General features: G+C 65.5%; 20 protein-coding genes. 10 read left to right on the forward strand and 10 right to left on the reverse strand.

Annotated elements, in window-relative coordinates; all coding sequences use genetic code 11:
- Positions 1-5: 5 nt before the first annotated feature.
- The 7 genes from ACSQ23_RS04615 to ACSQ23_RS04645 form a co-directional block, all read right to left on the reverse strand.
- Positions 6-1247 (reverse strand): ROK family transcriptional regulator, encoded by a 1242-nt coding sequence (locus ACSQ23_RS04615; RefSeq protein ID WP_436089880.1) that lies wholly within the window; start codon positions 1245-1247, stop codon positions 6-8.
- A gap of 8 nt (positions 1248-1255) precedes the next feature.
- Complete coding sequence (locus ACSQ23_RS04620) at positions 1256-2122, reverse strand: NAD(P)-dependent oxidoreductase (protein WP_436089881.1); 867 nt, start codon at positions 2120-2122, stop codon at positions 1256-1258.
- 13 nt (positions 2123-2135) lie between these two features.
- The gene (locus ACSQ23_RS04625) at positions 2136-3830 is read right to left on the reverse strand and encodes an ABC transporter ATP-binding protein (RefSeq protein ID WP_436089882.1); all 1695 of its coding nucleotides are present in this window, start codon (positions 3828-3830) and stop codon (positions 2136-2138) included.
- Positions 3820-4968 (reverse strand): ABC transporter permease, encoded by a 1149-nt coding sequence (locus ACSQ23_RS04630; RefSeq protein ID WP_436090564.1) that lies wholly within the window; start codon positions 4966-4968, stop codon positions 3820-3822. The genes ACSQ23_RS04625 and ACSQ23_RS04630 overlap by 11 nt, the downstream gene beginning before the upstream one ends.
- An 8-nt stretch (positions 4969-4976) precedes the next feature.
- A complete protein-coding gene (locus ACSQ23_RS04635) occupies positions 4977-5966 on the reverse strand; it encodes an ABC transporter permease (RefSeq protein WP_436089883.1) in 990 nt (329 codons plus the stop codon).
- A 4-nt stretch (positions 5967-5970) separates the two neighbouring features.
- On the reverse strand, positions 5971-8079 hold the full coding sequence (locus tag ACSQ23_RS04640) for a beta-galactosidase trimerization domain-containing protein (RefSeq protein WP_436089884.1): 2109 nt from the start codon (positions 8077-8079) through the stop codon (positions 5971-5973).
- A 100-nt stretch (positions 8080-8179) separates the two neighbouring features.
- The gene (locus tag ACSQ23_RS04645; RefSeq protein WP_055998126.1) at positions 8180-10111 is read right to left on the reverse strand and encodes an ABC transporter substrate-binding protein; all 1932 of its coding nucleotides are present in this window, start codon (positions 10109-10111) and stop codon (positions 8180-8182) included.
- A 345-nt stretch (positions 10112-10456) separates the two neighbouring features.
- On the opposite strand from ACSQ23_RS04645, the gene ACSQ23_RS04650 reads away from it, so the two are divergent.
- From ACSQ23_RS04650 to ACSQ23_RS04680, 7 genes are all read left to right on the forward strand, one after another.
- The gene (locus ACSQ23_RS04650) at positions 10457-11548 is read left to right on the forward strand and encodes a sialidase family protein (RefSeq protein WP_436089885.1); all 1092 of its coding nucleotides are present in this window, start codon (positions 10457-10459) and stop codon (positions 11546-11548) included.
- A gap of 136 nt (positions 11549-11684) precedes the next feature.
- A complete protein-coding gene (locus ACSQ23_RS04655) occupies positions 11685-12773 on the forward strand; it encodes a sialidase family protein (RefSeq protein ID WP_436089886.1) in 1089 nt (362 codons plus the stop codon).
- Positions 12774-13037: 264 nt separating this feature from the next.
- Positions 13038-14858, forward strand: coding sequence for an ABC transporter substrate-binding protein (locus ACSQ23_RS04660; RefSeq protein ID WP_436089887.1), 1821 nt, complete (start codon positions 13038-13040; stop codon positions 14856-14858).
- 122 nt (positions 14859-14980) lie between these two features.
- Positions 14981-15967 carry an ABC transporter permease gene (locus tag ACSQ23_RS04665; RefSeq protein WP_436089888.1) on the forward strand — a complete coding sequence of 329 codons (987 nt, stop codon included), beginning with the start codon at positions 14981-14983 and terminating at the stop codon, positions 15965-15967.
- Positions 15964-17100, forward strand: a complete 1137-nt coding sequence (locus ACSQ23_RS04670; RefSeq protein WP_436089889.1) for an ABC transporter permease — start codon at positions 15964-15966, stop codon at positions 17098-17100. The genes ACSQ23_RS04665 and ACSQ23_RS04670 overlap by 4 nt, the downstream gene beginning before the upstream one ends.
- A complete protein-coding gene (locus ACSQ23_RS04675) occupies positions 17097-18134 on the forward strand; it encodes an ABC transporter ATP-binding protein (RefSeq protein ID WP_436089890.1) in 1038 nt (345 codons plus the stop codon). The genes ACSQ23_RS04670 and ACSQ23_RS04675 overlap by 4 nt, the downstream gene beginning before the upstream one ends.
- On the forward strand, positions 18131-19156 hold the full coding sequence (locus tag ACSQ23_RS04680; RefSeq protein WP_436089891.1) for an ABC transporter ATP-binding protein: 1026 nt from the start codon (positions 18131-18133) through the stop codon (positions 19154-19156). The genes ACSQ23_RS04675 and ACSQ23_RS04680 overlap by 4 nt, the downstream gene beginning before the upstream one ends.
- A gap of 235 nt (positions 19157-19391) precedes the next feature.
- On the opposite strand, the gene ACSQ23_RS04685 is transcribed toward ACSQ23_RS04680, so the two are convergent.
- Positions 19392-20279, reverse strand: coding sequence for a dihydrodipicolinate synthase family protein (locus ACSQ23_RS04685; protein WP_436089892.1), 888 nt, complete (start codon positions 20277-20279; stop codon positions 19392-19394).
- Positions 20280-20440: 161 nt separating this feature from the next.
- On the opposite strand from ACSQ23_RS04685, the gene ACSQ23_RS04690 reads away from it, so the two are divergent.
- Positions 20441-21079 carry a GntR family transcriptional regulator gene (locus ACSQ23_RS04690; RefSeq protein WP_436089893.1) on the forward strand — a complete coding sequence of 213 codons (639 nt, stop codon included), beginning with the start codon at positions 20441-20443 and terminating at the stop codon, positions 21077-21079.
- A gap of 155 nt (positions 21080-21234) precedes the next feature.
- On the opposite strand, the gene ACSQ23_RS04695 is transcribed toward ACSQ23_RS04690, so the two are convergent.
- Positions 21235-22038: an aldolase gene (locus tag ACSQ23_RS04695; protein WP_436089894.1), complete on the reverse strand. Its 804-nt coding sequence runs from the start codon at positions 22036-22038 to the stop codon at positions 21235-21237.
- A gap of 13 nt (positions 22039-22051) precedes the next feature.
- Positions 22052-23050 carry a dihydrodipicolinate synthase family protein gene (locus ACSQ23_RS04700; protein WP_436089895.1) on the reverse strand — a complete coding sequence of 333 codons (999 nt, stop codon included), beginning with the start codon at positions 23048-23050 and terminating at the stop codon, positions 22052-22054.
- Between the two features lie 164 nt (positions 23051-23214).
- Here ACSQ23_RS04700 and dctP point away from each other — a divergent pair, with 164 nt between their 5' ends.
- Positions 23215-24231 (forward strand): TRAP transporter substrate-binding protein DctP, encoded by a 1017-nt coding sequence (gene dctP, locus ACSQ23_RS04705; RefSeq protein ID WP_436089896.1) that lies wholly within the window; start codon positions 23215-23217, stop codon positions 24229-24231.
- A gap of 3 nt (positions 24232-24234) precedes the next feature.
- Entirely contained in the window at positions 24235-24717 is a 483-nt protein-coding gene (locus ACSQ23_RS04710; RefSeq protein WP_436089897.1) for a TRAP transporter small permease, read from the forward strand.

The following is a 24717-nucleotide window of genomic DNA, read 5'->3' on the forward strand; positions in this document are numbered from 1 at the left end:
ACAACTCAACGCGGCGGGCGGCCCTTGCCGAGGTCGGACAGGGTCAGCTCGCGGCGGACGGCTTCGACGCCAAACAGCTCGGCGTGGAGGCGATGCAGCGCCTCGCCGAGGGCGCCCACCAGGGTGGCGCGATCGGCCAGTGCGCTGGCCTCGACTTTCGGAGGTTCGCGCATCAGGCGGGGGAGCAGGCCGCGCACCCGCTCGACGATCTCGGGTCTGAGCCCGATGCTGCCGCCGAAGACGATCAGGTCGACGTCGATCACCGCATGCACCGCGCCGATCGCCAACGCCAACAAGCGGGCGGTCTCGTCGATGGCGGCGACGGCGGCCGCCTCGCCCTGGCCATAGGCGGCGAGAATGTCGGTCACCGAGAAGCCGGCGGCGCCGCCATAGCCCTCATAGCGGCGCTGTAACGCATCGACATTGGCCGCCGTCTCGAAGGTGCCCGAGGCGAAGCCGGAGGGATCGAACGGATTGCCGCCGAGCGGCAGGTAGGCGATTTCGCCAGCCGCGCCGCGCCCACCGCGTAAGAGCTTGCCATCAGCGACAATGCCCATGCCGACGCCGCGCCCGACACCGAAATAGGCGAAGTTGCGGGCGCCGCGGGCGACGCCCTGCCACAGCTCGCCCAGCGCCGAAAGCTTGACGCCGTTTTCAATGGTCAGGGGCACGCCGATTTCCGAGCGCAGCTCCTCGACCACGTTGATATCGCCGAGGTGCGGGATGGAGGGCGCGATGTCGATGTGCCCGGTGACCGGGTCGACCACGCCGGGGCTGCCGACCACCACCAGCTTCACCCGATCGCGCGGCACCCCGAGCGTGTCGGTCAGTTCGCGATAGAGCACGCCGATCTGGCGCACCACATTGGTGCCACCACGCGGGTCGGTGGCGGCGGCGATCTCGCCCACCACCTCGCCGCGGATATTGGCCAGCGCGATCTGGGCGATCTCGCCCTCGAGCCGGATGCCCAGCACATAGGCGGAGCCAGCCGTGAGCTCGTAGGTCGGGGCGCTGCGACCGAGCTTGCCCTGCATCTTGCCCGAGACTTCGAGCCAGCCGTCGCGCTCGAGCTCCAGCACCACCTGCGTGGTGGTCTGGCGCGACAGGCCGGTGTGCTTCGCCAGCATGGCCCGCGAGGTCGGGCCATTGAGGAGGATCGTTTCCATGATGGCGCGAACCGACAGCTGCCGCGCCACCGGCGGCAGCTGCGCGGGACGAACCGGAGCCTGGGGGCTCTGCGCGCTCACGATGCCGGTCAGCGCTCCAGCCGGGCGAGGAGGCTCGAAGTGTCCCAGCGCTTGCCACCCATGGCCTGCACTTCGGCATAGAACTGATCGACCAGCGCGGTGAGCGGAAGCTTGGCGCCATTGGCGCGCCCTTCTTCGAGCACGATGCCCAAATCCTTGCGCATCCAGTCGACGGCGAAGCCGAAGTCGAACTTGCCGGCGTTCATGGTCTTGTAGCGGTTTTCCATCTGCCAGGATTGGGCGGCGCCCTTCGAAATCACGTCGATCACCGCCTCGATATCCATGCCCGACTGCTTGCCGAAATGGATGGCCTCGGCCAGCCCCTGCACCACCCCGGCGATGCAGATCTGGTTCATCATCTTGGCGAGCTGGCCGGCACCGGGTGCACCCAAAAGCCGCGCGGCCTTGGCAAAGCTCATGATCACCGGTTGGGCGATCGCGAACGTCGCCTGGTCGCCGCCGACCATCACGGTCAGCTGGCCATTCTCGGCGCCGGCCTGCCCGCCTGAGACCGGCGCATCGAGGAAGCCGAAGCCCGCGGCGGAGGCCGCGGCATGGAGTTCGCGCGCGATCCCGGCCGAGGCCGTGGTGTGGTCGACGAACACTGCGCCCTTTGCCATCGCCTTGAAGGCGCCCTCGGCACCCAGTGTCACCTGACGCAGATCATCGTCATTGCCGACACAGGCGAAGACGATGTCCTGCCCTGCCGCCGCTTCTGCCGGCGTCTTCGCCAGCCGGCCGCCCTGCTCCGACACCCACTTTTCGGCCTTTGCCGTAGTGCGGTTGTAGACGGTGACGTCGTGCCCTTTGGCCTTCAGATGCCGGGCCATCGGGTAACCCATAACGCCGAGCCCCAGGAAAGCTGCCTTGACCATTTTGTTCCTCTTTCTAAACGGAAGTTTCGGTGTAGCGGGCGCGCTGCTGCATGCGCGGGCGGCGCGGATCGGGATAGGGCACGGCAGAGATCAGTGCCTGCGTATACGGATGGCTGGGCGACGTACAGATGGTCTGGGCATCGCCGACCTCGACCACCCGACCGCGCCGCATCACCGCGACCCGGTCGCAGAAATAGCGGATCACGCCGATATCGTGGCTGATGAAGATGAAGCTCAGCCCCAGCCGTGCCCTGAGTTCGATCAACAGGTCGAGAATCTGGCTGCGGATCGACACGTCGAGCGCCGAGGTCGGCTCATCGGCGATCAGCACCTTGGGGTCGAGCGCCAGCGCCCGGGCGATGCCGATGCGCTGGCGCTGGCCGCCGGAAAAGGCGTGCGGGTAGCGATCCATCATCTCGGCATCGAGCCCGACCAGCTCGAGCAATTGGCTGACCCGGGTGTTGATCTCGGTGGATGAACCGCGCCGGTTGATCAGCAACGGTTCGCCGACGATCTGGCGCACGGTCATGCGCGGGTTCAGCGAAGCGAACGGATCCTGGAAGATGAAGCGGATCTCGCTGTAGAGGTTGCGCAGCCCCGCCTTGTCGAGCGTCCGCACGACAACCGGCGCCGCGCCGGGCGGCGAGTAGACCACCTCGCCATCGGTCGGCTCCACCGTGCGGAGGATCAACCGCCCCAGGGTGGTCTTGCCCGAGCCGCTTTCCCCCACGATCCCCAGCGTTTCGCCGGTCGCAAGCTCGAGGCTGACCGCGTCGACGGCGCGCAGCGTGCCCTTGGCCTTGCCGCCGAAGGCGCCGATGCCGAGCTGATAAGTCTTGCCCAGGTTGCGCAGCGAGAGGATCGGCGATGACACAGCGGGAGGCGCCGGCCGCGCTGCCGGCTGTTCGAGCTTCAGCGTCGCCGCCAGCAGCCGCTGGGTGTAGGGATGGGTCGCGCCGTGGAAGACCTGGTCCACCGGCCCGGCTTCGACCACCTGCCCGCGATACATCACCGCCACGTCGTCGACCGTCTCGGCCACCACGCCCATGTCGTGGGTGATGAGGAGCATCGCCATGCCGCGCTCGCGCTGGATGCGACCGATCAGATCGAGCACCTCGGCCTGCGTGGTCACGTCGAGCGCTGTGGTCGGCTCGTCGGCGATCAGCACGCGCGGGTTACAGGCCAGCGCCATGGCGATCATCGCCCGCTGCCGCATGCCGCCCGAGAACTCGTAGGCGTAGCGATCGATCGCCTGTTCGGGGTTGGGGATCTCCACCTGGCCGAGCAGCTCGATAGTGCGGGCGCGCGCCGCCTTGCGGTCGAGCTTCAAATGCAGCTCGAGCACCTCCATCACCTGCGCGCCGATCGTATGCACCGGCGACAGCGAACTCATCGGCTCCTGGAAGATCATCGAGATATCGGCGCCGCGAATGGCGCGGATGGCTTCGCCACGCCGCAGCAGTTGCGCGATATCGATCTCACCCAGCCGGATCGAACCGCCGGTGATCCGCCCGGGCGGGTCGACCAGTTGCATCAGGGCGCGCGCGGTGACCGATTTGCCCGAGCCGCTTTCGCCGACGAGGCCCAGCGTGCGGCCCGCGCGCAAATCGAAGCTGACGCCGTCGACGGCGCGGAAGCTGCCCTGACGCTGGGTGAAATCCACGGTCAGGTCGCGGACCGAGAGGACGATTTCGGGTTCAGTTGTCATAGGGATCCGCCGCGTCTCGAAGCCCGTCCCCGAGGAAGTTGAAACTGAGCACTGCGATCATCACGAACAAAGCCGGCCAGAACAGCAGCCAGGGGGCGCTGGTGATGGCGCGGAGGTTCTGTGCGTCCTGCAGCAGCACGCCCCAGCTCACCACCGGCGGCTTCAGCCCGACGCCGAGGAAGGACAGCGAGGTCTCGGCGATGATCATCGCCGGCACCGCCAGCGTCACCATGGCGAGGATGTGGCTGGTCATCGAGGGCAGCATCTGGCGGAAGATGATCCGCATCTCGCCGGCCCCGTCGAGCCGCGCCGCGGTGACGAAATCCTCGTTGCGCAGCGAAAAGAAGCGGCCGCGCACCTCGCGCGCCAGGGAAGTCCAGCCGAGCAGCGAGACGATGGCGGTGACGGTGAAATAGACCTCGATCGGCCCCCAGGTCAGCGGGATCGCCGCCGCCAGCCCCATCCACAAGGGGATGGTGGGCATGGCGCTGATCACCTCGATCAGTCGTTGGATGACGCTGTCGAGCCAGCCGCCGTAATAGCCGGAAATGCCGCCGAAAAAGACGCCGAGGACAAGCGAGATCACCACCCCGACCAGCCCGATCGACATCGAGATGCGGGTGCCGTGGATCAGCCGGCTCAGCACGTCACGCCCCAGCCGGTCGCTGCCGAAGAGGTACACCACCTCCTTGGGGTCGGTGGCGCCGATCAGGTGGATGTTGGCGTCGATTAGCCCGAACAGCCGATAGGGCTGCCCCTCGACCAACAGCCCGAGCGGAATGATTTTGTCGGGGTTGGCGGTAAAGCTCCGCCGCATCGCTTCGGTATCGACGGTGATGTCATAGCCTGAAGCGTGGAAGTTGAAGGCCCAACCGCCATCGGCCGTCGGCGCGAACAGGTTGATGCCCTGCGGTGGCGCGTAGGTATATTGCGGCCGGGTGGTCTCAGGGCTGTAGGGCGCGAGGAACTCGGCGAAGATGCCGGTGAGATAGAGCAGCACCACAATGACCAGCGACACCAACGCCAGCTTGTGGCGGCTGAAGCGCCAGGCCATCAGCCGCCACTGGCTGGCGGTCGCGGCCGAGTTGCCCGCCCGCGCGATGATCGGCGGCGGCAGGGCCAGTTCTTCTTCCGAAATCACGCCGCTCATCGCTGGTACCTGACGCGCGGATCGAGCACGGCGAGCAGGATGTCGGAGAGCAGCATGCCGATCAGCGTCAACACGCTCATGATCAGGATGAAGGCGCCGGCGAGATACATGTCCTGGCTGACCAGGGCGCGCAGCAGCAGCGGGCCGGCCATCGGCAGGTTGAGGACGATCGCCGTGATGGTGACGCCCGAGATCAGCGAGGGCAGCACCCAGCCGATGGTCGAGACGAACGGATTGAGCGCGAGGCGCACCGGGTAGCGCATGATCAGGGTGAACTCCGAAAGCCCCTTGGCGCGGGCGGTGACGACATAGGGCTTGCTGAGTTCATCGGAGAGATTGGCGCGCATCACCCGGATCAGCGCCGCGGTCGACGAGATGGCGATCACCACCACCGGGATCCATAGATGCTGCAGCAGGTCGAGGAGCTTGGCGAGGCTCCAGGGCGCCTGCTCGTATTCGGGCGAGAACAGCCCGCCGACATTGAGGCCGAACCAGGTGAAGCTGATGTACATCAGCCCCAGCGCCAGAATGAAGGTCGGCACCGCGAGCCCGACAAAGCCGAGGAAGGTGAAGACGTAGTCGCCGATCGAATAGCGGCGCACCGCCGAGTAGATGCCGATCGGAATGGCCAGCGCCCAGATCAGCACCAGGCTCAGGGCCGAGACGAAAATCGTCACCCCCATGCGATCCCAGAGCAGCCGGCTCACCGGCTGGCCCCAGTCGAACGACCAGCCGAAATCGCCGCGGAAGATGATGTTGGAGATCCAGTTCCAGTACTGCACGTAGAACGGCTGATCGAGCCCGTAGAGCGCGGTCAGCCGGTCGATCGAGGCCTGGTCGAGCGACTGCCCGGAATCGGCGATCGCCGAGGTGAGCGAGGTCAGGAAATCACCGGGCGGCAGCTGGATGATCAGGAACGACACCAGCGACATGCCGAACAGCGTCGGGACCATGTAGAGCAGGCGCTTGAGGATATAGAGCAGCATGCCGTCAGGGCCCGAACTCGACGAGCACCACCTCGTTGGTGTGGATCTCGGGCAGATCGACATGCAGCCTGCCACCCTGGAGGCTGGTGGCCGGCACCTGCCCCGAAACCAGCAGCCGCGCCGTCGCCGTCGTGGCGCCAGACGGCAAAGCGACGGATACCGACTGGCCCCGCAGCGGAATGGTTTCGCGGATCGGGCCCTTCATCATCATCGGGTTGGTGAGGTTCACGAGGTGCACCGAAATCTGGCCCGCGCCGTCGCGGGTGGCAATGTCGACGAGGCCGGGGCCAGCCGACTGCACCCGCGCCGGGGTACCCAGCGCCCAGCGGAAGGCGTTGTCGAGCAGCCGCGAATGATCGGCATTGGTCACTTCCCAGAAGATCTCGCCGATGTTCCACGGGAAGTAGACCACCCGGCCCTTGCCGACCTGGCGCGCCAGCACGGCCGGCTCCACCGCCGGCTCCCGCACATAGATTTCCTCCATTGGCAGGTCGGGGAAAAGCGGCACGAAGCGGAACGGCACTTCGGAGACGCCGTGGACATCGAGTGGAATGCGGCGGGTGCCGCCCATGATGCGCGAGGCGCCGTCGAAGCCGCGGAGGATCGGGTGATCGGCACCGTCGAGCGCGATGTAGGTGTTCTTGACCGGCCCTTCGGTCGGCCCGGCAACGCTGGCGCCGAACAGGCGGGAGAGTCCGAAATCCGGCCGCTGCACCCCATGCTCATCATAGAGCGAAGTCTCGAAGCTGGTGACCAGCGCACCGCCGCGTTCGACGTAGCGGGTGAGCATGTCGCACTGCGCCTCGGAGAGGAACGCCGCGTTGGCGACGGCGATCAGCCGGTAGCGGTCGAGCGCCGCATCAGTCATCACCAGGTCGGAGAGCAGGTCAAACGGCATCCGGGCTTCGACCAGCGCATGATAGAAGCCGAGTTCATGCCCCTCGGCATTGTCGCGGTCGTCGGAATGCCAGGTCCTGAGCGTCGTGCTTGGGTCGAGCAAGGCGATCTCGGCGGTCGGCGCCAGCTTTGACAGCACCGGCTCGAGCTCGGCATGGAGGCGGTAGGTCTCGACGATCGGCGGCAGCCAGCGATTGTCGTGCACCTTGGCGTTGAACTTGGTGAACCAGGGCCTCAGCCCATGCGCCATGCCGTCGATCATCCACATGCGGATTTCCTCGGGCGACTGCACCGAGTCCTTCCAGCGCCACTTTTCCTCGACCGAGGTCGAGGTGACCAGCCCGATCGGTTTGTCGCCCATCACGCCGCGCATCCGCTTGCCGTCGCGCCCGGCCGACCAGATCGGCACCACGCCGGTGCGGCCCTGGTGGTCGACGAACAGGATCGGGCAATAGCGCTTCACCTCGTCAAGGGCGAAGTCGAGCATCGAGGAGTTGCCGATATTGGGAATGAAGCGGCCATGCGGACGCTCGGACGCGACGATGCCGTTCCAGTGCCCGACGAGTTCGGTGAGCACATCGCGCGACCAGCCCAGCCAGGCCTGCCAGGTCGGATCGAACGGATCGCGGCGGCGCGGCAGCTCGCGCCCGGTCTTCGCCCGGAAATCGGTGGTGCAATGGGCGCAGTAGCAGACGCCGTGACCGGACCAGCGATTGGCGAAGATGGCGTCGATATCGTAGCCGGCGGCGATCTCGCGGATCACCTCGCTCATGAACTCGCGGTTATAGCCGCCCCAGGCGCAGGTGACGTAGGCCTTGGGAAACGACCAGTGTCTGCGGAGCTCGCCTTCGGCGGTGACCGAGATCCATTCGGGATGCGCTGCCGCCACGTCGGCATGCACGGCGTGCGGGTCGACGCGGGCGACGACATGCATGTTGCGCTGCCGCGCCCCGGCCACCAGGTCGCCAAACGGATCGCCGTCGCCGATATAGCGGCTGACATAGTGCAGCGGGATCTTGCTCGGATAGTAGGCGACATAGCCGCCGGCCGAGAGGCAGGTGGCGTTCGACCGGGTCTCGTCGAACACGCCGAGCCAGAAATCGAGGTCGTAGCTCCCGGGGTCGTCCTCGACCAAAGTGAGCTGCGTCCAGCGCGTCGCGCCTTCATACCAGGTGGGTGACCTGAGGCCGGTGCTGGCCTCGGCTGTGCTGTTCATCGCTACTACCGCTGATGCGTCTGAGAAAAGGACCGGGGAGCTGTCAGGCGTCCCCGGTCAAAGGCCGGGAAGCCCTGGGGGGCTCCCCGGTCAGGCCGGGTCAGGCCTTGAAGTACTGCTCGGGATTGGTCGGCGCCGGAGTGGGATAGCCGAAGGAGTTCGGCATCTTGTCGGGCACGTTGTGGAAGTCGTTGCGCACGATGCCGTAGGCGTCGTTGGGCACCTTGATGCCGATGCAGTAGAACTGGTCGGCGGCGATCTCGAGGATCTGCTTGAACGCCTCGACGCGCTTCAAATCGTCGACCGTGCTCTTCATCTCGTCATAGAGTTTGAGCGCGTCCTGCACCTGGGCCGGCGGCTCGACGGCATTGGCGGCGGTCTTGTCGTTATACCAGATCTGCCAGCCCATGGCGTAGAAGGCGTTGCCGCTATAGGGCACGAAGTAGCGCGGATCGAGCATGGCCGCGAGGCCGATGCCGCCGCCGAAGCGGTTGGTGGTGGCGTCGTAATCCATGTTCTGGCGGATGCGCACTTCCCACAGTGAGCGGTCGATCAGCTTGAGCTGGCCGTCAATACCAACCGCCTTCAGCATCGGCATCATCAGCTGCATCATGTCGACCATTTCGAGCCGGTTCTGATCCTGCTCGACGATGATGGTGATGCGGCGGCCGGAGCTGTCGAGGCGATAGCCATCGGCATCCTTGTTGGGCGCGGCCTTGTCGAGGAATTCATTGGCCTTGGCGAGATCGAACTCGGTGAATTGCTTCGCCAACCGCTCATTGTAGAGCGGATCGCCCTCGGCGATGGCCGGCTGCGAGGCCGAGCCGATGCCGACGAACACCGAGTCGATCAGCGCCTGCCGGTCGATGGCATGCGACAGCCCGATGCGGAAATCCTTGTTCGAATAGAGCTCTGCCTTGACCTTGTCCGGATGGGTCATGTTGAGGCAGATCGCCATCTCGTTGGGCTGAGTCGAGAGCGTCGTATAGAAGTCGTAGCCGCCACGTTCCTTGCCGTCGAACAGCACCGACTTGTTGGTCGGGGTGCCGATATACTGGTCGAGCAGGTCGATCTCGCCCTGCAGGCACTTGAGCAGCAGCACCTGGGCGTCGGCGACCAGCACGTAATCGATGCTGTCGAGATAGGGCAGCTGGTTGCCGGCGGTATCGACCTTGAAATAGTAGGGGTTGCGTTCGGCAATGGCATGCTCGGTGCTCTCGCCCGGCGCCACCTTCATCTTCCATGGGTGGAGGACGGGGATTTCGCTGTTGGTGAAGAAGTCGTCCTCGAGCGCCGCGCCGGATTTCTTCTGGAACAGCTGCACCCAGCCCGACAGGCCCTGGTCGGTCGCGAGCTTGTCGGCGTCCGGATTGTACTTGGGCAGGAACTGGCTGAGGTAGTGCTTGGGGAAGCGGGTCGTCTGGTCGCTGTCGGCCCAGGCCAGCAGCAGCAGGAACAGCCCGTTCGAGCTCTTGAAGCTGACCGTGAAGGTGAGCGCATCGACTTTGGTGAACACCGCCTTGTCTTCACCGACGATCAGGTGGTCCTGGTTGGTGACCTCGATGTCGGGGTTGGAGAACACGTCCTCGTACCAGAACATCACGTCGTCGGTGGTGTAGGGCTGGCCGTCGGACCACTTGTGGCCTTCGCGCAGCTTGAAGGTGAATTCGGTGGCGGCGTCGTTGGCGACGACGGATTCGGCGACGTTCGGGATCACCCCGGTCCATTCCGGGTTGTAGCGCATCAGCGGCTCATAGGCCTGGTAGCGGAACAGCATCGACAGCGAACCGCCGCCAACAATGGTCGAGCGCCAGGTGCCGCCGTACTTGCCCACTTCCCTGAGCGGCGTCACCACCATCGGGTTCTTGGGCAGGCGGTCGGCCAGCGGCGGGAGCGTCCCGGCATCGGCCAACGCCTTCAGCATCGGCGCCTCGCCGATCGCAGCGGCGAGCGCCGGGCCGAGGCCAGTCGCCGCAGCGGCGAGCGTCGCCAAGGACGACGTGACGAACAGTCTCCTGGATAGCTTGATCATCTCACATGTTCCCCTGATTGCTGCGCGTGGAGCCCCTTGCTCCCGCCGCGTACCAGCGTCCCGCCGGCCGCGATTGCCTCAACACCCCCGAGGCAATGCTGAGCTAAACGGTAGCGCCAACGCCTATTTTGTCAAGGCCCATGACAAATTAGCGACGAAAGTTGCATTCTGCTCGTCGATTTCGGCTTATCAGCTCGACCCACATGGGATTATGGTCATGGCCACTGACAAACGTGACAGAGGTGCACGCCCAACATTGCTGACAATCATCTATTTTCCGCTTGACCGGTTGGGGTGGGTTCCGCATCGTGGATAATGTCGACATTATGCAGGCTGGAGGGGTCGGTGGAGCAGGTGACGATCTTTCGCGAACCGGGAAAATTCGCCGGCTGGCCCGCCAATTACGGCATGTGGGCCTGGGGCGATGAACTGGTCGTCGGCTTCACTGTGTCGACCTTCAATGCCAATTCCGGCTTCCATGCCCGCGACCGCTCGCAACCCACCACAACCACCATGGCGCGCAGTCTCGACGGTGGCCGGACCTGGGCCTATGGCCCGTTTCCGGGCCGGCTGCCCGGCGGACGGGCGCTGTCGGCCGATGAGCACATGATTAGGGGGTTGAAGCTCGAAGAGGTGATGGATGGGCCGGAAGGGCCGACCGTGCTCACCGAGAAAATCGACTTCACCCATCCCGACTTCGCCTTCATGGCGGCGCGCACCGGGCTCGAGCCGGGCGTCCAGTCGTTCTTCTACTTCTCCTATGACCGGGCGAAGAGCTGGCAGGGCCCGTTCAAATGGCCGCAATTCGTCTGGGCCGGCGTCGCCGCCCGCACCGACTATGTGGTGGTCAACAAGGATCACCTGATCGTCTTTCTCACTGCCAACAAGTTCGACGGCGAGGAAGGCCGGGTGTTCGCGGCCGAAACGCTGGATGGCGGGCTGAGCTGGAAATTCCTCAGCTGGATCGGCGAGGAGCTCTGGGGCAAGGACCACGGCATCATGCCGGCAAGCCTGATGCTGAAGAACGGCGACATCCTCGTCGTGGTCCGTGCCGGGCACGGCCACGACTACACCATGGAAACCTACCGCTCGAGGGACCTCGGCCGCACCTGGGGGCCGATGCAGGTGGCGGCGGCATTCAAGGACAATGCCAAGAACCACCTCGGCAACCCCGGCACGCTGAACCAACTGGCCGATGGCCGCGTGGTGATGACCTACGGCAACCGCGACGCCCCCTACAGCATCGACGCCAAGGTCTCATCCGACAATGGCGAGACCTGGGGCCCGACCATCGTGCTGCGCAGCGGCGGCGGCAGCCATGATCTCGGCTATCCGCGCACCGTCGCGGCGGCCGATGGCACCCTGGTCACCGCCTATTATTTCAACGAAGACGCCAGAACCGAGCGCTTCATCGGCGCCACGCGCTGGCGACCATGAGCCTCATCACCCACCCGGCGATCGACACCATGTCCCAACCGATAGAGCCGCTCCGCGGCTCAGCTTGTGCAGCGATTTTATTGCTGACAATATACCCTCAGCAGGGGTCCGCCTCTGGCTCTTTCGGGGACGCGCCGTGGAGCAGGTAACCGTCTACTCAGAACCGGGGCGCTTTGCGGGCTGGCCTGCCAATTACGGCATGTGGGCCTGGGGCGACGAGTTGGTCGTCGGCTTCGTCACCTGCCACTACGAGCGTGACGCCGAGTTCCACGCCCGCGACGAAAACTACCCGGCGCTGACCCATCAGGCCCGTTCGCTCGATGGCGGCCGCAGCTGGAAGGTGATCGGGTTCCCCGGCAAGACCCCCGGCGGCCGCGGCCTGTCGGCCGACGAGCACATGGCGGCGGGCCTGCGTGTCGGCGAGCTGCTCGACGGCCCCGAGGGGCCGAAGCCGCAAGCCGAAGCGGTGGATTTCACCCATCCTGACTTCGCCCTGATGTGCGCTCGCGATGGGCTGGAGCCCGGTTGCCGCAGTTTCTACTACCTGTCGCTCGACCGGGCGAAGAGCTGGCAGGGACCATTCGCCTTTCCGCAATTCGTCTGGGCCGGCGTCGCCGCCCGCACCGATTACCTGGTGCTGGGCAAGAGCCACCTGATCGTCTTTCTCACCGCCAACAAGGCCGATGGGGTCGAGGGCCGCGTGTTCGCGGCCGAGACTCGCGACGGTGGGATCAGCTGGAACTTTCTCAGCTGGATCGGCGAGGAACTGCCCGATCTCGACCACGGCATCATGCCGGCGAGCCTGCGCCTCAAGGACGGCACCATTCTCGTCGCCACCCGCGCCGGCCACGGCCAGGACTATACCGTCGAGATCTACCGCTCCACCGACAACGGCAAGAGCTGGGACGGCCCGAGCATTGCCACCGCCTTCCGTGACCGGCATGCCAACCACCTCGGCAACCCGGCGACGCTGAACCTGCTGCCCGATGGCCGGATCGCCCTGACCTACGGCAACCGCGATGCGCCCTACACCGTCGATGCGCGCATTTCGGACGATGGCGGCCGGAGCTGGAGTGCCGCCCGACATTTGCGGCGCAACGGCGGCAACCACGACCTCGGCTATCCGCGCACCGTCGCCAATGCCGCCGGCGAGCTGGTCACCGCCTATTACTTCAACGAGGCGCTCGGCGAGCGCTTCATCGGCGCCACCATCTGGGCGCCCTGACGCGACTACGGGCCTGCCATGGGGCAGGCCGGAAAGGAGATCGGACCGCGCCATTGCCAGAACGGAGCCTGCCGCCGAGGGGGCGGTGAGGTTTTCGGGACATGGCCAGCCCGAGGGGACTTCGGAAGAAGTCAGGAAAGGGGAAGCGTTATGACACTCAGCACAATCGGGGGATGGAGCCGGCGCCTTGTCGGCACCGCCGCCCTCGCGACTTTGTTGCTTTCGACCACGGCTTTCGGGGCGGCCGCATTCCAACAGTCTCCCATGCTCGATGCAGCCGTTGCCGATGGCAGCCTGCCGCCGGTCGAGCAGCGCCTGCCACCCGAGCCGCTGGTGGTCACGCCGGTCTCCGAGGTCGGCAGCTATGGCGGCACGGCGCGCGCCATGCGCTCATCGACCGAAGAATTCGGCGACGCCACCTCGGTGGTGGGGATCGAGTCGCTGACCCGGCTCAACGCCGAAGACGGCGCGACGATCGAGCCGAACCTGGCGCAATCGTGGGAATGGTCGAACGACGACAAGACCCTCACGATGACGCTGCGCAAGGGCCTCAAATGGTCCGATGGCGAGCCCTTCACCACCGCCGATATCGCCTTCTGGTGGGATGACGTCATCAACAACTCCGAGCTGACCCCGACCATGCCGGGCGACTGGATGTCGGCCGGCGAGCCGATGACGGTGACGGTGGTCGACGAGCAGACCTTCAAGCTCGACTTCAAAGCGCCGAACCGGCTGATCGAGCTCTTGATCGCCCGCGACGGTTATCAGGGGCAGATCTTCCTGCCGGCGCACTTCCTGAAGCCGTTCCACCCCAAATATGCCGATCCGGCCAAACTCGCCGAGATGGCAAAGGCTGCCGGCTACGCCACCTGGGCCGAGCTGTTCGCGCAGAAGGCGCTGAGCGACGACGTGTTCGGCGTCGCCAATTTCGACAGCCCGGTGATCCGCGCCTTCAAGCCGGCCTCCAGCAATGGCAGCCACCTGATCCTCGAGCGCAACCCCTTCTATTTCAAGGTCGACACCGAAGGTAACCAGCTGCCCTATATCGACAAGGTCGATGTCGACCTGGTGCAGAACCCCGAGGTCTACACGCTCAAAGCCTCATCGGGCGAAGCCGACCTGGCGCTCGAGAACACCACCATCACGCAGATGCCGGTGTTCATCGACAATGCCGAAAAGGGCGGCTACCGCGTGCTCGAATACAGCGCCGGCTTCACCAACATCGCCAATATGATGCTGAACCAGACCGTCGCCGATCCGGACAAGCGCGCCCTGTTCCAGGACATCCGGTTCCGCAAGGCGCTCGAGATCGCCATCAACCGCGACGAGATCAACGAACTGGTGTTCTTCGGGCTCGGCACGCCCATGCAGAACTCGATCCTGCCGATCGGCGGACGCTGCTGGGATGAAGCGGTTTCGAAGACCAACACCCAGTTCGATCCCGATGGCGCCAAGGCGCTGCTCGACGAGATCGGCATGAAGCTGGATGGCGACTGGCGCACCATGCCGAACGGCAAGCCGTTCAAGTTCACCCTCACCTACTGGCCCGGCGAAGGCGGCGATGCCAAGCGCAAGATCGTCGAGCTGACCCAGACCTATTTCCGCAATATCGGCCTCAACTTCGACGTGCGCGAGGTGGAGCGCAGCCTCTATTTCGAGTTCACCACCTCCAACCAGCACGATATGGGCCTGTGGCACGCCGACAGCGCCACCGACCCGCTCTGGGTAACCGGCCCCAAGATCATCCCGAGAACGCAGCGGCACGGCGCCTTCGCCACCCTGTGGGCCACCTGGTTCGAAACCCATGGCGAAAAGGGCGAAGAGCCTCCGCAGGACATGAAGGATGCCATGGCGGCCTGGGAAAAGGCCAAGGCTACCGGCACGCCCGAGGCGCTGGTCGAAGGCTGCAAGGCCGTGGTGAAGGCCAATGCCGACGGCGCCTGGACCATCGGCACGGTCGGAGCGTTCCCGCAGCCGCTGATCGTCTCCAACGCCATGCGCAATATCCCGGAACAGGGCATGGCCTCATGGGACTGGGGCTACATGGCGCGCTATCATCCCGAGCAGTTCTATCTCGCTCAGTAGTCTTTCCTGCCAACTGGTCTTTTGATTGTCGCGCTTTCGAACCGGAAAAGTCTGACAACTTTTCCTGAAAGCACTCCCGGGGCGGGGCAACCCGCCCCCCGATTTTCTGCCGGGGCGATGCGATGTGGGGTTTCGTACTGAGACGGCTCGTCTGGATGGTGCCGACGCTGATCGTGATCTCGATCATCTCGTTCATCATCATCCAGCTGCCGCCCGGCGACTATCTGAGCTCCTATATCGCGCGACTCGAAGCGCTCGGCACCACGGTCGACCAGGCGACGATCGACGCGCTGCGCCTGCGCTACGGCCTCAATGACCCGATCTGGGTGCAGTATTTCAAATGGCTCGGCAACATCGTCTTCGACTTCAATTTCGGCTACTCGTTCGAGTGGCGCCTGCCCGTCAGCCAGCTGATCATCGAGCGGCTACCCACCACTTTCCTCGTCGCCACCTGCTCGCTGCTGTTCGCCTGGAGCGTGGCGCTGCCGATCGGCATCTTCTCGGCGGTGAAGCAATATTCCCTAGGCGATTACTTCTTCACCATCCTCGGCTTTCTCGGCCTCGGCATTCCCAATTTCATGCTAGCGCTGACCTTCCTCTACGTCTCGAACCGCTATTTCGGCCTGTCGATCGGCGGGCTGTTCTCGCCGCAATACCTGAACGCGCCGTGGAGCCTCGACAAGTTCATCGACCTCCTGAGTCACCTCTGGATTCCCGTGGTGATCGTCGGCACCGCCGGCACGGCGGGCCTGATCCGCATCACCCGCGCCAACGTGCTCGATGAACTGAGAAAGCCCTATGTCGAGACGGCGCGGTCGAAGGGCCTGCACCCGATGCTGCTGATCCTCAAATACCCGGTTCGTATCGCGCTGAACCCGTTCGTTTCCTCGATGGGTTTCATCCTGCCGGGGATGATTTCGGGCGAGGTGATCGTCTCGATCGTCCTTAACCTGCCGACCACCGGGCCGCTGCTCTATGCAGCGCTGTTGAGCCAGGACACCTATCTTGCCGGTGCGTTCGTCCTGATGCTGGCGGTGCTGACGGTCATCGGCGTGTTGATCTCCGACATCCTCCTCGCCTGGCTCGACCCCAGGATCCGGCTGTCATGAGCGTTACGGCCAAACCCATGCCGATCGGCGCCGGAAGCGTGCGAAGCGCGCCGGTCGAATCGCCGCTTACCCTGATGTGGTACAAGTTTCGCGCCCACCGGCTGGCGGTCGCGAGCATCTGGGTGATCGCGGCGCTGTACCTGACGGCGATCTTTGCCAACTGGATCGCGCCCTTCGACCCCGAAAGCCGCACCGGCCTGCCGTTCTCGCCACCGAGCTGGCCGACGGTGATGGTCGACGGCGAGTTCGTCTGGCCGCCGGTCGCCTTCGGCGTGTCGCAACAGCTCGACCGCAAGACTTTCAAGCGCGTCTACGCCATCGACACGTCCAAGCGATATCCGGTGGAGCTGTTCATTGCCGGCGACCGGCACAGCTGGTTTGGCCTCTTCCCCAACGACATGCACCTGGTCGGCGTCGACAAGGGCGGCGCCTTCTTCCTGATGGGCACCGATAGCCTCGGGCGCGACGTGTTCTCGCGCATGGTCTATGGCTCGCGCATCTCGCTGTCGATCGGCCTCGTCGGCGTCGCCATCAGCCTAGTGCTGGGCGTCATCCTCGGCGGCATCTCCGGCTATTTCGGCGGCTGGGTCGATCTGGGGGTGCAGCGGCTGATCGAGATCATCCAGTGCTTCCCCTCGATCCCGCTGTGGATGGCGCTGGCGGCGGCACTGCCGCATGACTGGACTACGATACAGGTCTATTTCGGCATCACCGTGATCCTGTCGCTGGTCGGCTGGACCGACCTCGCCCGGGTGGTGCGCGGCCGCTTCCTGTCGCTGCGCGAAGAGGATTTCGTCATGGCGGCACGGCTCGCCGGGGCCAGTGAGGCCCGCATTATCGGCAAGCACCTGCTGCCCAGTTTCATGAGCCACATCATCGCCTCGGTGACGCTGTCGATCCCCTCGATGATCCTGGCCGAAACGGCGCTGAGCTTTCTCGGCATCGGCCTCACCCCACCGGCGCTGAGTTGGGGCGTGCTGCTGCAGGATGCGCAGAACGTCAACACGCTGGCCACCGCCCCCTGGCTGCTGCTGCCCGGCGCGCTGGTGATCGTCACCGTGCTCGCCTTCAACTTCCTCGGCGATGGCCTCCGCGATGCGGCCGACCCGTTCTCGCGGGAGAGTCTTAAATGACTGACGGCCCGATCATTTCCATTCGTGGGCTCGAAGTCGCGGCGCGCAGCCGCCATGGCATGCTGCGGCCCCTGCGCGGCATCGACCTCGACCTCCCCCGCGCCGCCACCACCGGGCTGGTCGGCGAAAGCGGCTGCGGCAAATCGATGACGGCCCGGGCGCTGCTCAACATCACGCCCTCGCCGATGCGGATCACCGCCGGCTCGATCGTCCTCGACGACGGCAAGACCCCGCCGGTCGACCTCGCCGCGCTTGACCCGGACGGAGCCCCGATGCGCGCCATCCGCGGCCGCCGGCTGGCGATGATCTTCCAGGAACCGATGACCGCCTTCTCGCCGGTCCACACCATCGGCAACCAGATCGCCGAGATGCTGCTGATCCACGAAAAGCTCGACAAGCGCGCTGCGAAAGAGCGCTCGATCGAGATGCTCGAGCTGGTCGGCATGCCCAACCCCCGGCAGCACTTCGATGCCCACCCATTCAAGCTGTCTGGCGGCATGCGGCAACGCGCCATGATCGCCATGGCGCTGGCCTGCAAACCGGACGTGCTGGTGGCGGACGAGCCGACCACTGCGCTCGATGTCACCATCCAGGCGCAGATCCTCGAACTGCTGCAGCGGCTGCAGCAGGAACTAGGGATGACGGTGCTGCTGATCACCCATGATCTCGGCGTCGTGGCGCGGACCACACGGCGGGTCGCGGTGATGTATCTGGGCGAAGTGGTCGAGGAGACCACCACCGAAGCGCTGTTCGATGCGCCCAGGCACCCCTACACGCAAGGGTTGCTCGGCTCGGTGCCGCGGCTCGGCAGCCGGCGCGGCAAGCGCGAGCGGCTGCCGGCGATGCGCGGCTCGGTGCCCTCGGCGCTGGCCGAACTGCCCGGCTGCGCCTTCCACCCGCGCTGCCCCAAGGCCGTCGCCGGGCTCTGTGACGTGGTGAAGCCGCAGATGGCCGAGGTGGCGCCCGGACACCGCGCCCGGTGCCTGCTCTACCCCGAAGTGCTGGCGGCTTCGGTCGCGCTGGAGGCCGCATGACTGAGGCACAGACCGCGCCGCTGCTCGAGATCCGGGGGCTGAGCAAGCGCTTCCCGATCCATTCCGGCCTGTCGCGCCGCGTCACCGGCGAGGTGCGCGCCATCGACGGCATCGACCTCACCATCATGCGGGGCGAAACGCTGGGGCTGGTCGGAGAAAGCGGCTGCGGCAAATCCACCACCGGCCGCGCCATCCTCCGCGCCATCGAGCCCAGCGCCGGCGAGATCCTGTTTCACGATCGCGATGGCACGGTCGACGTGGCCAAGCTCGGCCGCACCGAGCTGAAGCGCATCCGGCGCAAGATGCAGATGGTGTTCCAGGACCCCTATGCCTCGCTCAACCCGCGGATGAATGTCGAGGCGATCATCGCCGAGCCGCTGATCTGCCTCGATCACCTCACGCACAAGCAGCGCCGCGACCGGGTGGTCGAGCTGCTCGAGCTGGTCGGGCTCAATGCGAGCTACCTGCTGCGCTACCCGCACACCTTTTCCGGCGGCCAAAGGCAGCGCATCGGCATCGCCCGGGCGCTGGCGCTGGAGCCGGATTTCGTCGTCTGCGACGAGGCGGTGTCGGCGCTCGACGTGTCAGTGCAGGCGCAGGTGCTGAACCTCCTGACCGACATCCAGGAGCGGCTGGGCACCACCTACCTGTTCATCTCGCACGACCTCGGGGTGATCGAGCACCAGTGCGACCGGGTGGCGGTGATGTATCTGGGCCGGATCGTCGAGTTCGCCGAAACCGAGGCGCTGCTCCGCACCCCGAAAATGCCCTATGTCGAAGCGCTGCTGTCGGCCGTGCCCGAACCTGACCCACATGTGCGGCGCGAACGCGTGGCGATCCGCGGCGAAGTCGCCGACCCGGCCAACCGCCCATCCGGCTGCCCGTTCCATCCGCGATGTCCGTATGCGCAGGAGGTGTGCCGGAGCACAGTCCCGGCGCTGCGGCAGGTGGAAGGGGCAGCGGGACCGCATCTGGCGGCGTGTCATTTTGCCGAGGCGCTGAATTTGCGTGGGGTGGCTTAGCGCGCCTCGAGGGAGCAACAGTGCAGAGCTACCGAGCTTCAAGGGAACATCGCGCGCGCTGCACACCCCACCCCATCCCTCCCCGTCAAGGGGAGGGTGCCGGCCGGTGGTTTTGGCGAGATCCAGCCAACCACTCGATGCCCACCTCCCCCTTGACGGGGGAGGCAAGCGAAGCTTGCGAGCGTAGCGAGTTAGCGCAGCTCGGAGGGGTGTGCGGAGCCACGGTGCTAAAGGCCTAAACCCGCTTCAAATCCGCGATCGTCTTCATGATCACCGCCTCGACCCTTGCCCGCTCCTCACCTTCCAGCGGCAGGCGGGGTGGGCGGATGTGTTGGGGGGCGCCGTAGACCAGGTGCTCGGCGAACTTGATGTACTGCACCAGCTTGACGTCGGTATCGAGGTGGAAGGCCGGGGTCATCAGCCGGTAGAGCGGCAGCGCTGCCTTGAAGTTGCCGGCCCGCGCCGCGTTGAACAGTTTTACGCATTCGCTCGGCCAGGCATTGGTCATGCCCGAAACCCAGCCGACGACGCCCAGCGCCAGGCTCTCGAGGATCAGGTCGTCGACGCCGCAGAAGATATCGAAGCGGTCGCCGAAGGCGTTGTAGAGGTCGGTGACGCGGCGGATATCGCCGGTCTCTTCCTTCACCGCGACGATCTCCGGCACCCCGGCCAGGCCCTCGAGCGTCGGGACGTCGACATCGACCTTATAGGCGATGGGGTTGTTGTAGATCATGATCGGCAGCCCGCCGGTGGCGACCGCCTTGTACCAGGCGATGGTCTCGCGCCGGTCGGTACGGTAGGCGAGGCTGGGGAACACCATCAGCCCCTCGGCCCCGAGCTTGCGGTAGTTTTTCGCCGCGGCAATGGCATCGTCGGTGGAGAGCTCGGCGAGGCCCGAGAGCAGCGGCACCTTGCCGGCCACCGCTTCCTTCGCCGCTCGCACCACCTTGTCCTTTTCGGCCTGGGTCAGCACGGCGTTTTCGCCCAGCATCGGCAAGACGATGACGCCGCTGACGCCGCCCTTCACCAGCCGCTCGATGCTCAACTGCATGGCAGGCAGGTCGAGCCCGCCACTCGCCGTCATCTTGGTGGTGGCTGCAGGGAACACGCCGCTCCAGGTCATCTCTCGCCTCGACTTCTTTTTCGGGAAGGTCGGACCTGTTGTCCGCCGTATGTCGAATGTATACATTCCTCATTTCGACGTTGCAAGGCGTGGGACGGCTCGTGTAACAGCGAGTCATGCCTTCGGGACGTGCAAGCGGCCCGGGTCCCCGGAGACGGCACATGGCGACAGGCCTGCTCGACAAGACGACCATCAGCATCCAGGTGGCGCAGGAACTGCGCCGCCGCATCCTCGCCGGCCACTACCCGCAAGGGGTGAAGCTGCAGCAGGAGCAGATCGCCGCCGAACTGGGCGTCAGCCGCAGCCCGGTGCGCGAGGCGCTCGGCCAGCTCGAGGCTGAGGGGCTGGTGGTGCTGACGCCGCAGAAGGGCGCCCAGGTTTCCCCGATCTCGCGTGCCGAAATCGCCGAACTGTTCGAGCTGCGGCTATTGGTCGAGCCGCACCTCATCGCGCTCGCCATCCCCGAGATGACCGAGGCCGACCTCAACAAGGCCACCTCCATCATCTCGGAGATGGCCGATATCAGCCTCGATGGCTGGGGCGACGCCAACTGGCGGCTGCACGAGGTGCTCTACGCCCCGGCCGGCCGGCCGGGCATGCTGAAGCTATTGCGCCGCACCCACGAAACCATCGGCCGCTACATCCGCATGCAGGTGATGGCCACCAACGGCCGCTCCGACGCGCATCGCGAGCACAAGCTGATCCTCGATGCCTGCCGCAAGCGCGATGTGGCGAAGGCCGTCGGGTTGCTGCGGAAGCATATCGAGGATGCGGGGCGGATGTTGCATCCGGAGGGGTAGGCCGATTTGCTCCCCCACCCCTTGAGGGGAGGGGCTGGGGGTGGGGGGTGGTGAGGCGGGCACGGTGCTGACTGCACCACCCCCACCCTCATTCCCTCCCCTCAAGGGGGGAGGGATGCAATCGCAGCAAGCATCGAGTATCGCCGAGCGTATCCTCAGTGCCGATATTCCGGCTCACTGCTGTCCAGTTGTCGCTTGATGCTCTCGAGATGCAGCCGGCCGGACTCCGCATCGCCTTCGCGCATCTGCCGCGCTGCCGCCTCGGCGATTTCCGTCGCTACCGGCTTGATCTCGCGGCCGGTCGACATGGCGAGCAACTGCACTTCTGAGGCCCGCTCCAGGTAATAGAGATCGTCCCAGGCCTCGGCGATGGTCTTGCCACAGACCATGACGCCGTGGTGCTTCATGAACACAATATCGGCGTCACCGATGGCGGCGGCGATGCGTTCGCCTTCGCGCTCGTCGAGCGCCAGGCCGTTATAGTCACGGTCGACCGCAGTGCGGCCATAGAACTTCAGCGCCGTCTGGCCGGCGAAGATCAGCGGGTCGCCTTCGGTCATCGACAAGGCCGTGGCATAGGGCATGTGGGTGTGGAACGCCGCGCGGGCGCGCGGCAGCCGGCGATGCACCTGGGCATGGATATAGAAGGCCGTCGCCTCGGGCACCCCATCGCCGTCGATGACATTGCCCAGATAATCGCAGATCAGCAGCGACGAGGCCGTCACCTCGGCGAAGGCGCGGCCATAGGGGTTGACGAGGAACAGCTCGTCATGGCCCGGCACCACCGCCGAGAAGTGGTTGCAGATCCCCTCGTGCATGCCCAGCCGCGCCGCCATGCGGAAGCAGGCGGCAAGATCGACCCGTGCTTCGCGCACGGCCGGACTGTGGAGATCGGGCGCGTTGCTGCGCGGCACGGCAGCGGTGGCAAGTTGCGGCTTGCCGTCGAGCGAGTGGGCCAAATGGACTCTCCTGTCAGGCGCGCTTGAGGTCGACGACATTAGTGGTCGCCGGCACCGCGGCGATGCTGCGCCACGGCTCGGGCAGGCCGGCATCCCAGGCGCGGAAATCGGCGACGATGTGCTGGCGTTCGAGGATGGCGATATCCGGCATTGGCGGGATCACCCGGCGCCACTCGGCGTCGTCGAGCCAATCGGCCACCACTGCTTTTGCCGACGGAATGAACGGCCGCCGCGACAGGATGGCGTCGCCGGCAAAGAGCAGCGGCAGCAGGGCCCGGCGATCGAACGCCGTCGGCTCGTCCATCATGCCGCGCATCAGGCGCGGCATGACATTGGCGAGGCCGCAAATAGTGCCGCGCGCGCCCGCCGCGATCAGCTCGGGCAGGTGGATCTCGCTGCCGGTGAAGATCGACAGGTGCGAGAAGCGGCGCACCAGATCCATGGTGAAATCGAGATCACCGCCGGAATCCTTCACCCCAGCGATCATCCCCGGATAGCGCTCGTCGAGCCGGCGCACCACCTGCGGGGTGATCGGCACGCCGCAGATATCGGGGAAGTGGTAGAGGTAGAGCCGCAGCGCCGAGAGCGCCACCCGGTCGATCACCGCGGTGAAATAGCGGAAGGTCGCGTCCTCGGTGATGCCGCCGCGGTAGACGCAGGGCGGCATCAGCAGCACGCCATGCACCCCCAGCCGGGTGGCGTGGCTGGCCAGCGCCACCACATCGGGGAGCGACAGCGCGCCGATCGAAACCACCAGCCGGCCGGCGGGAATGCCGGCGGCGATCACCGCCTCGAGCGTTTGCGTGCGGTCCTCGAGGGAGAACTCGGCGCCTTCGCCGGTGGTGCCGAACAGCGTGATGCCGTCGCAGCCGGCTGCCAGCAGCGCCTCCATGCGGGCGACCAGACGCGGCAAATCGGGGTGAAAATCCCTGGTCAGAGGGGTCGCTATGGCGACCGCAAGGCACCGGGTCTTGGGCAGACCATCCACTCTAACCTCTTGAGATAACTGCATTTCGTGGCTCGAACGGCCAGCTTCAGGATGCTGGTCATCATCAAGATTAATTGCCGATTGTCAACATTGTGCTTGACGCCTCCCCCGCCCTGTTGAAGCATCGAAACTGCGAAAGGAGCCGCAGAGGGCGCTTCGGCGTGCGGCTCCATGCAGGGAGAACAATCATGACGTTCAACGTTCCGAAATTCGGGCGCCGCACGCTGATATCGGGCGCCGCACTTCTCGTCGTTTCCATCGCCATGGCCGGGCCGGCATTGGCCCAGGCCAAGGCGCTCCGTATTTCCACCCCGGGCGCCGAGAACGAGATCCAGTCCAAGGCGCTGGTGGTGTTCAAGGACGAACTCGAAAAGGCGCTGCCCGGCGGCTTCGATGTGCAGATCCACTATAATGGCACGCTGTTCGCGCAGGGCACCGAGATCGAGGCGATGCAGCGCGGCAATCTCGAAGTGGCGATGATCTCGCCACAGGATGTGGCGGCGCTGATCCCCGAATATTCGATCTTCACCAATGGCTACCTGATGCGCGACGCCAAGCATCTGGACGCGGTGTATGACGGCGAAGTCGGGGCCGAGTACAAGGCCAAGGTCGGCGCCGATCTCGGGCTCGAGATCGTCCGCAGCCAGTATCTGGGCTCGCGCCAGCTGGTGCTGGTGAAGCCGCGCGAGGTGAAGACCCCGGCCGATCTCGCCGGGCTGAAGCTGCGCATGCCCGGCTCCGAAACCTGGCAGTTCCTCGGCAACGCGCTCGGTGGCAACGCCACGCCGCTGGCCTTCGAGGAAATCTACCTGGCGCTGCAGACCGGCACCATCGACGGCTTCGAGAACCCCCTGGCCGACGTGATCGCCAACAAGTTCTACGAGGTGACCAAAGAGGTGGTGCTGACCGACCACATGGTCTCGAACACCTTCTTTGCCGTGGCCAAGCCCTATTGGGACGGCCTCAGCGATGCCGAGAAAAAGGCCATCGAAGGCGCCGAGGCCGCAGCCAAGGCGTTCAACGACGACGCCGTGCTGGCCGCCGAGGCCGATGCGGTAAAATTCCTCGAAGGCCAGGGCCTGACGGTGGTCATCCCCGATGTCGCCTCGTTCCGCGACCAGGTGCAGAAGAAATTCCTCGAGAGCGAGTTCGCCAAGACCTGGCCGGCCGGGCTGCTCGACCGCATCAACGCCGCCGGCGCCTGATCCGTGCCCAACCGGCTCCGCACCCTGTGGACGCAGGTGGCTGAAGGCGTGGCGGCAGTGAGTTTTGCCGTCATGTTCTTCGCCTTCATCGTCCAGGTCGCCTCGCGCTACATCTTCAACGCGCCGGTGGCCTGGACGCTGGAGCTCTGCGCCATCGCCTATGTCTGGGTGGTGTTCTGGAGCTGCGGGATCCTGGTGCCGGAGCGGCAGCAGATCGTCTTCGACGTGATCTACAACTGGTTCAAGCCGGGGCCGCGGCGCTGGCTTGCCATCTTCAACACCGCCTGCCTCGGCCTCGCCTTCCTCGCGGCGCTACCGGGCGTCATCGACTACATCGGGTTCCTCGGCAAGCGCAGTACCATGCTGCTGCATGTGCGGATGGACCTGGTCTATTCGTGCTTCGCCATCTTCCTCGTCGCGGTGGTGGTCGGCGCGGCGATCCGGATCCGGCGGCTGCTGAGCCCCGAGTGGCAGAAATCGCTTTGA

Origin of the sequence: Devosia sp. LjRoot16, from assembly GCF_964252795.1 — a bacterium.
Lineage (GTDB): Bacteria > Pseudomonadota > Alphaproteobacteria > Rhizobiales > Devosiaceae > Devosia_A.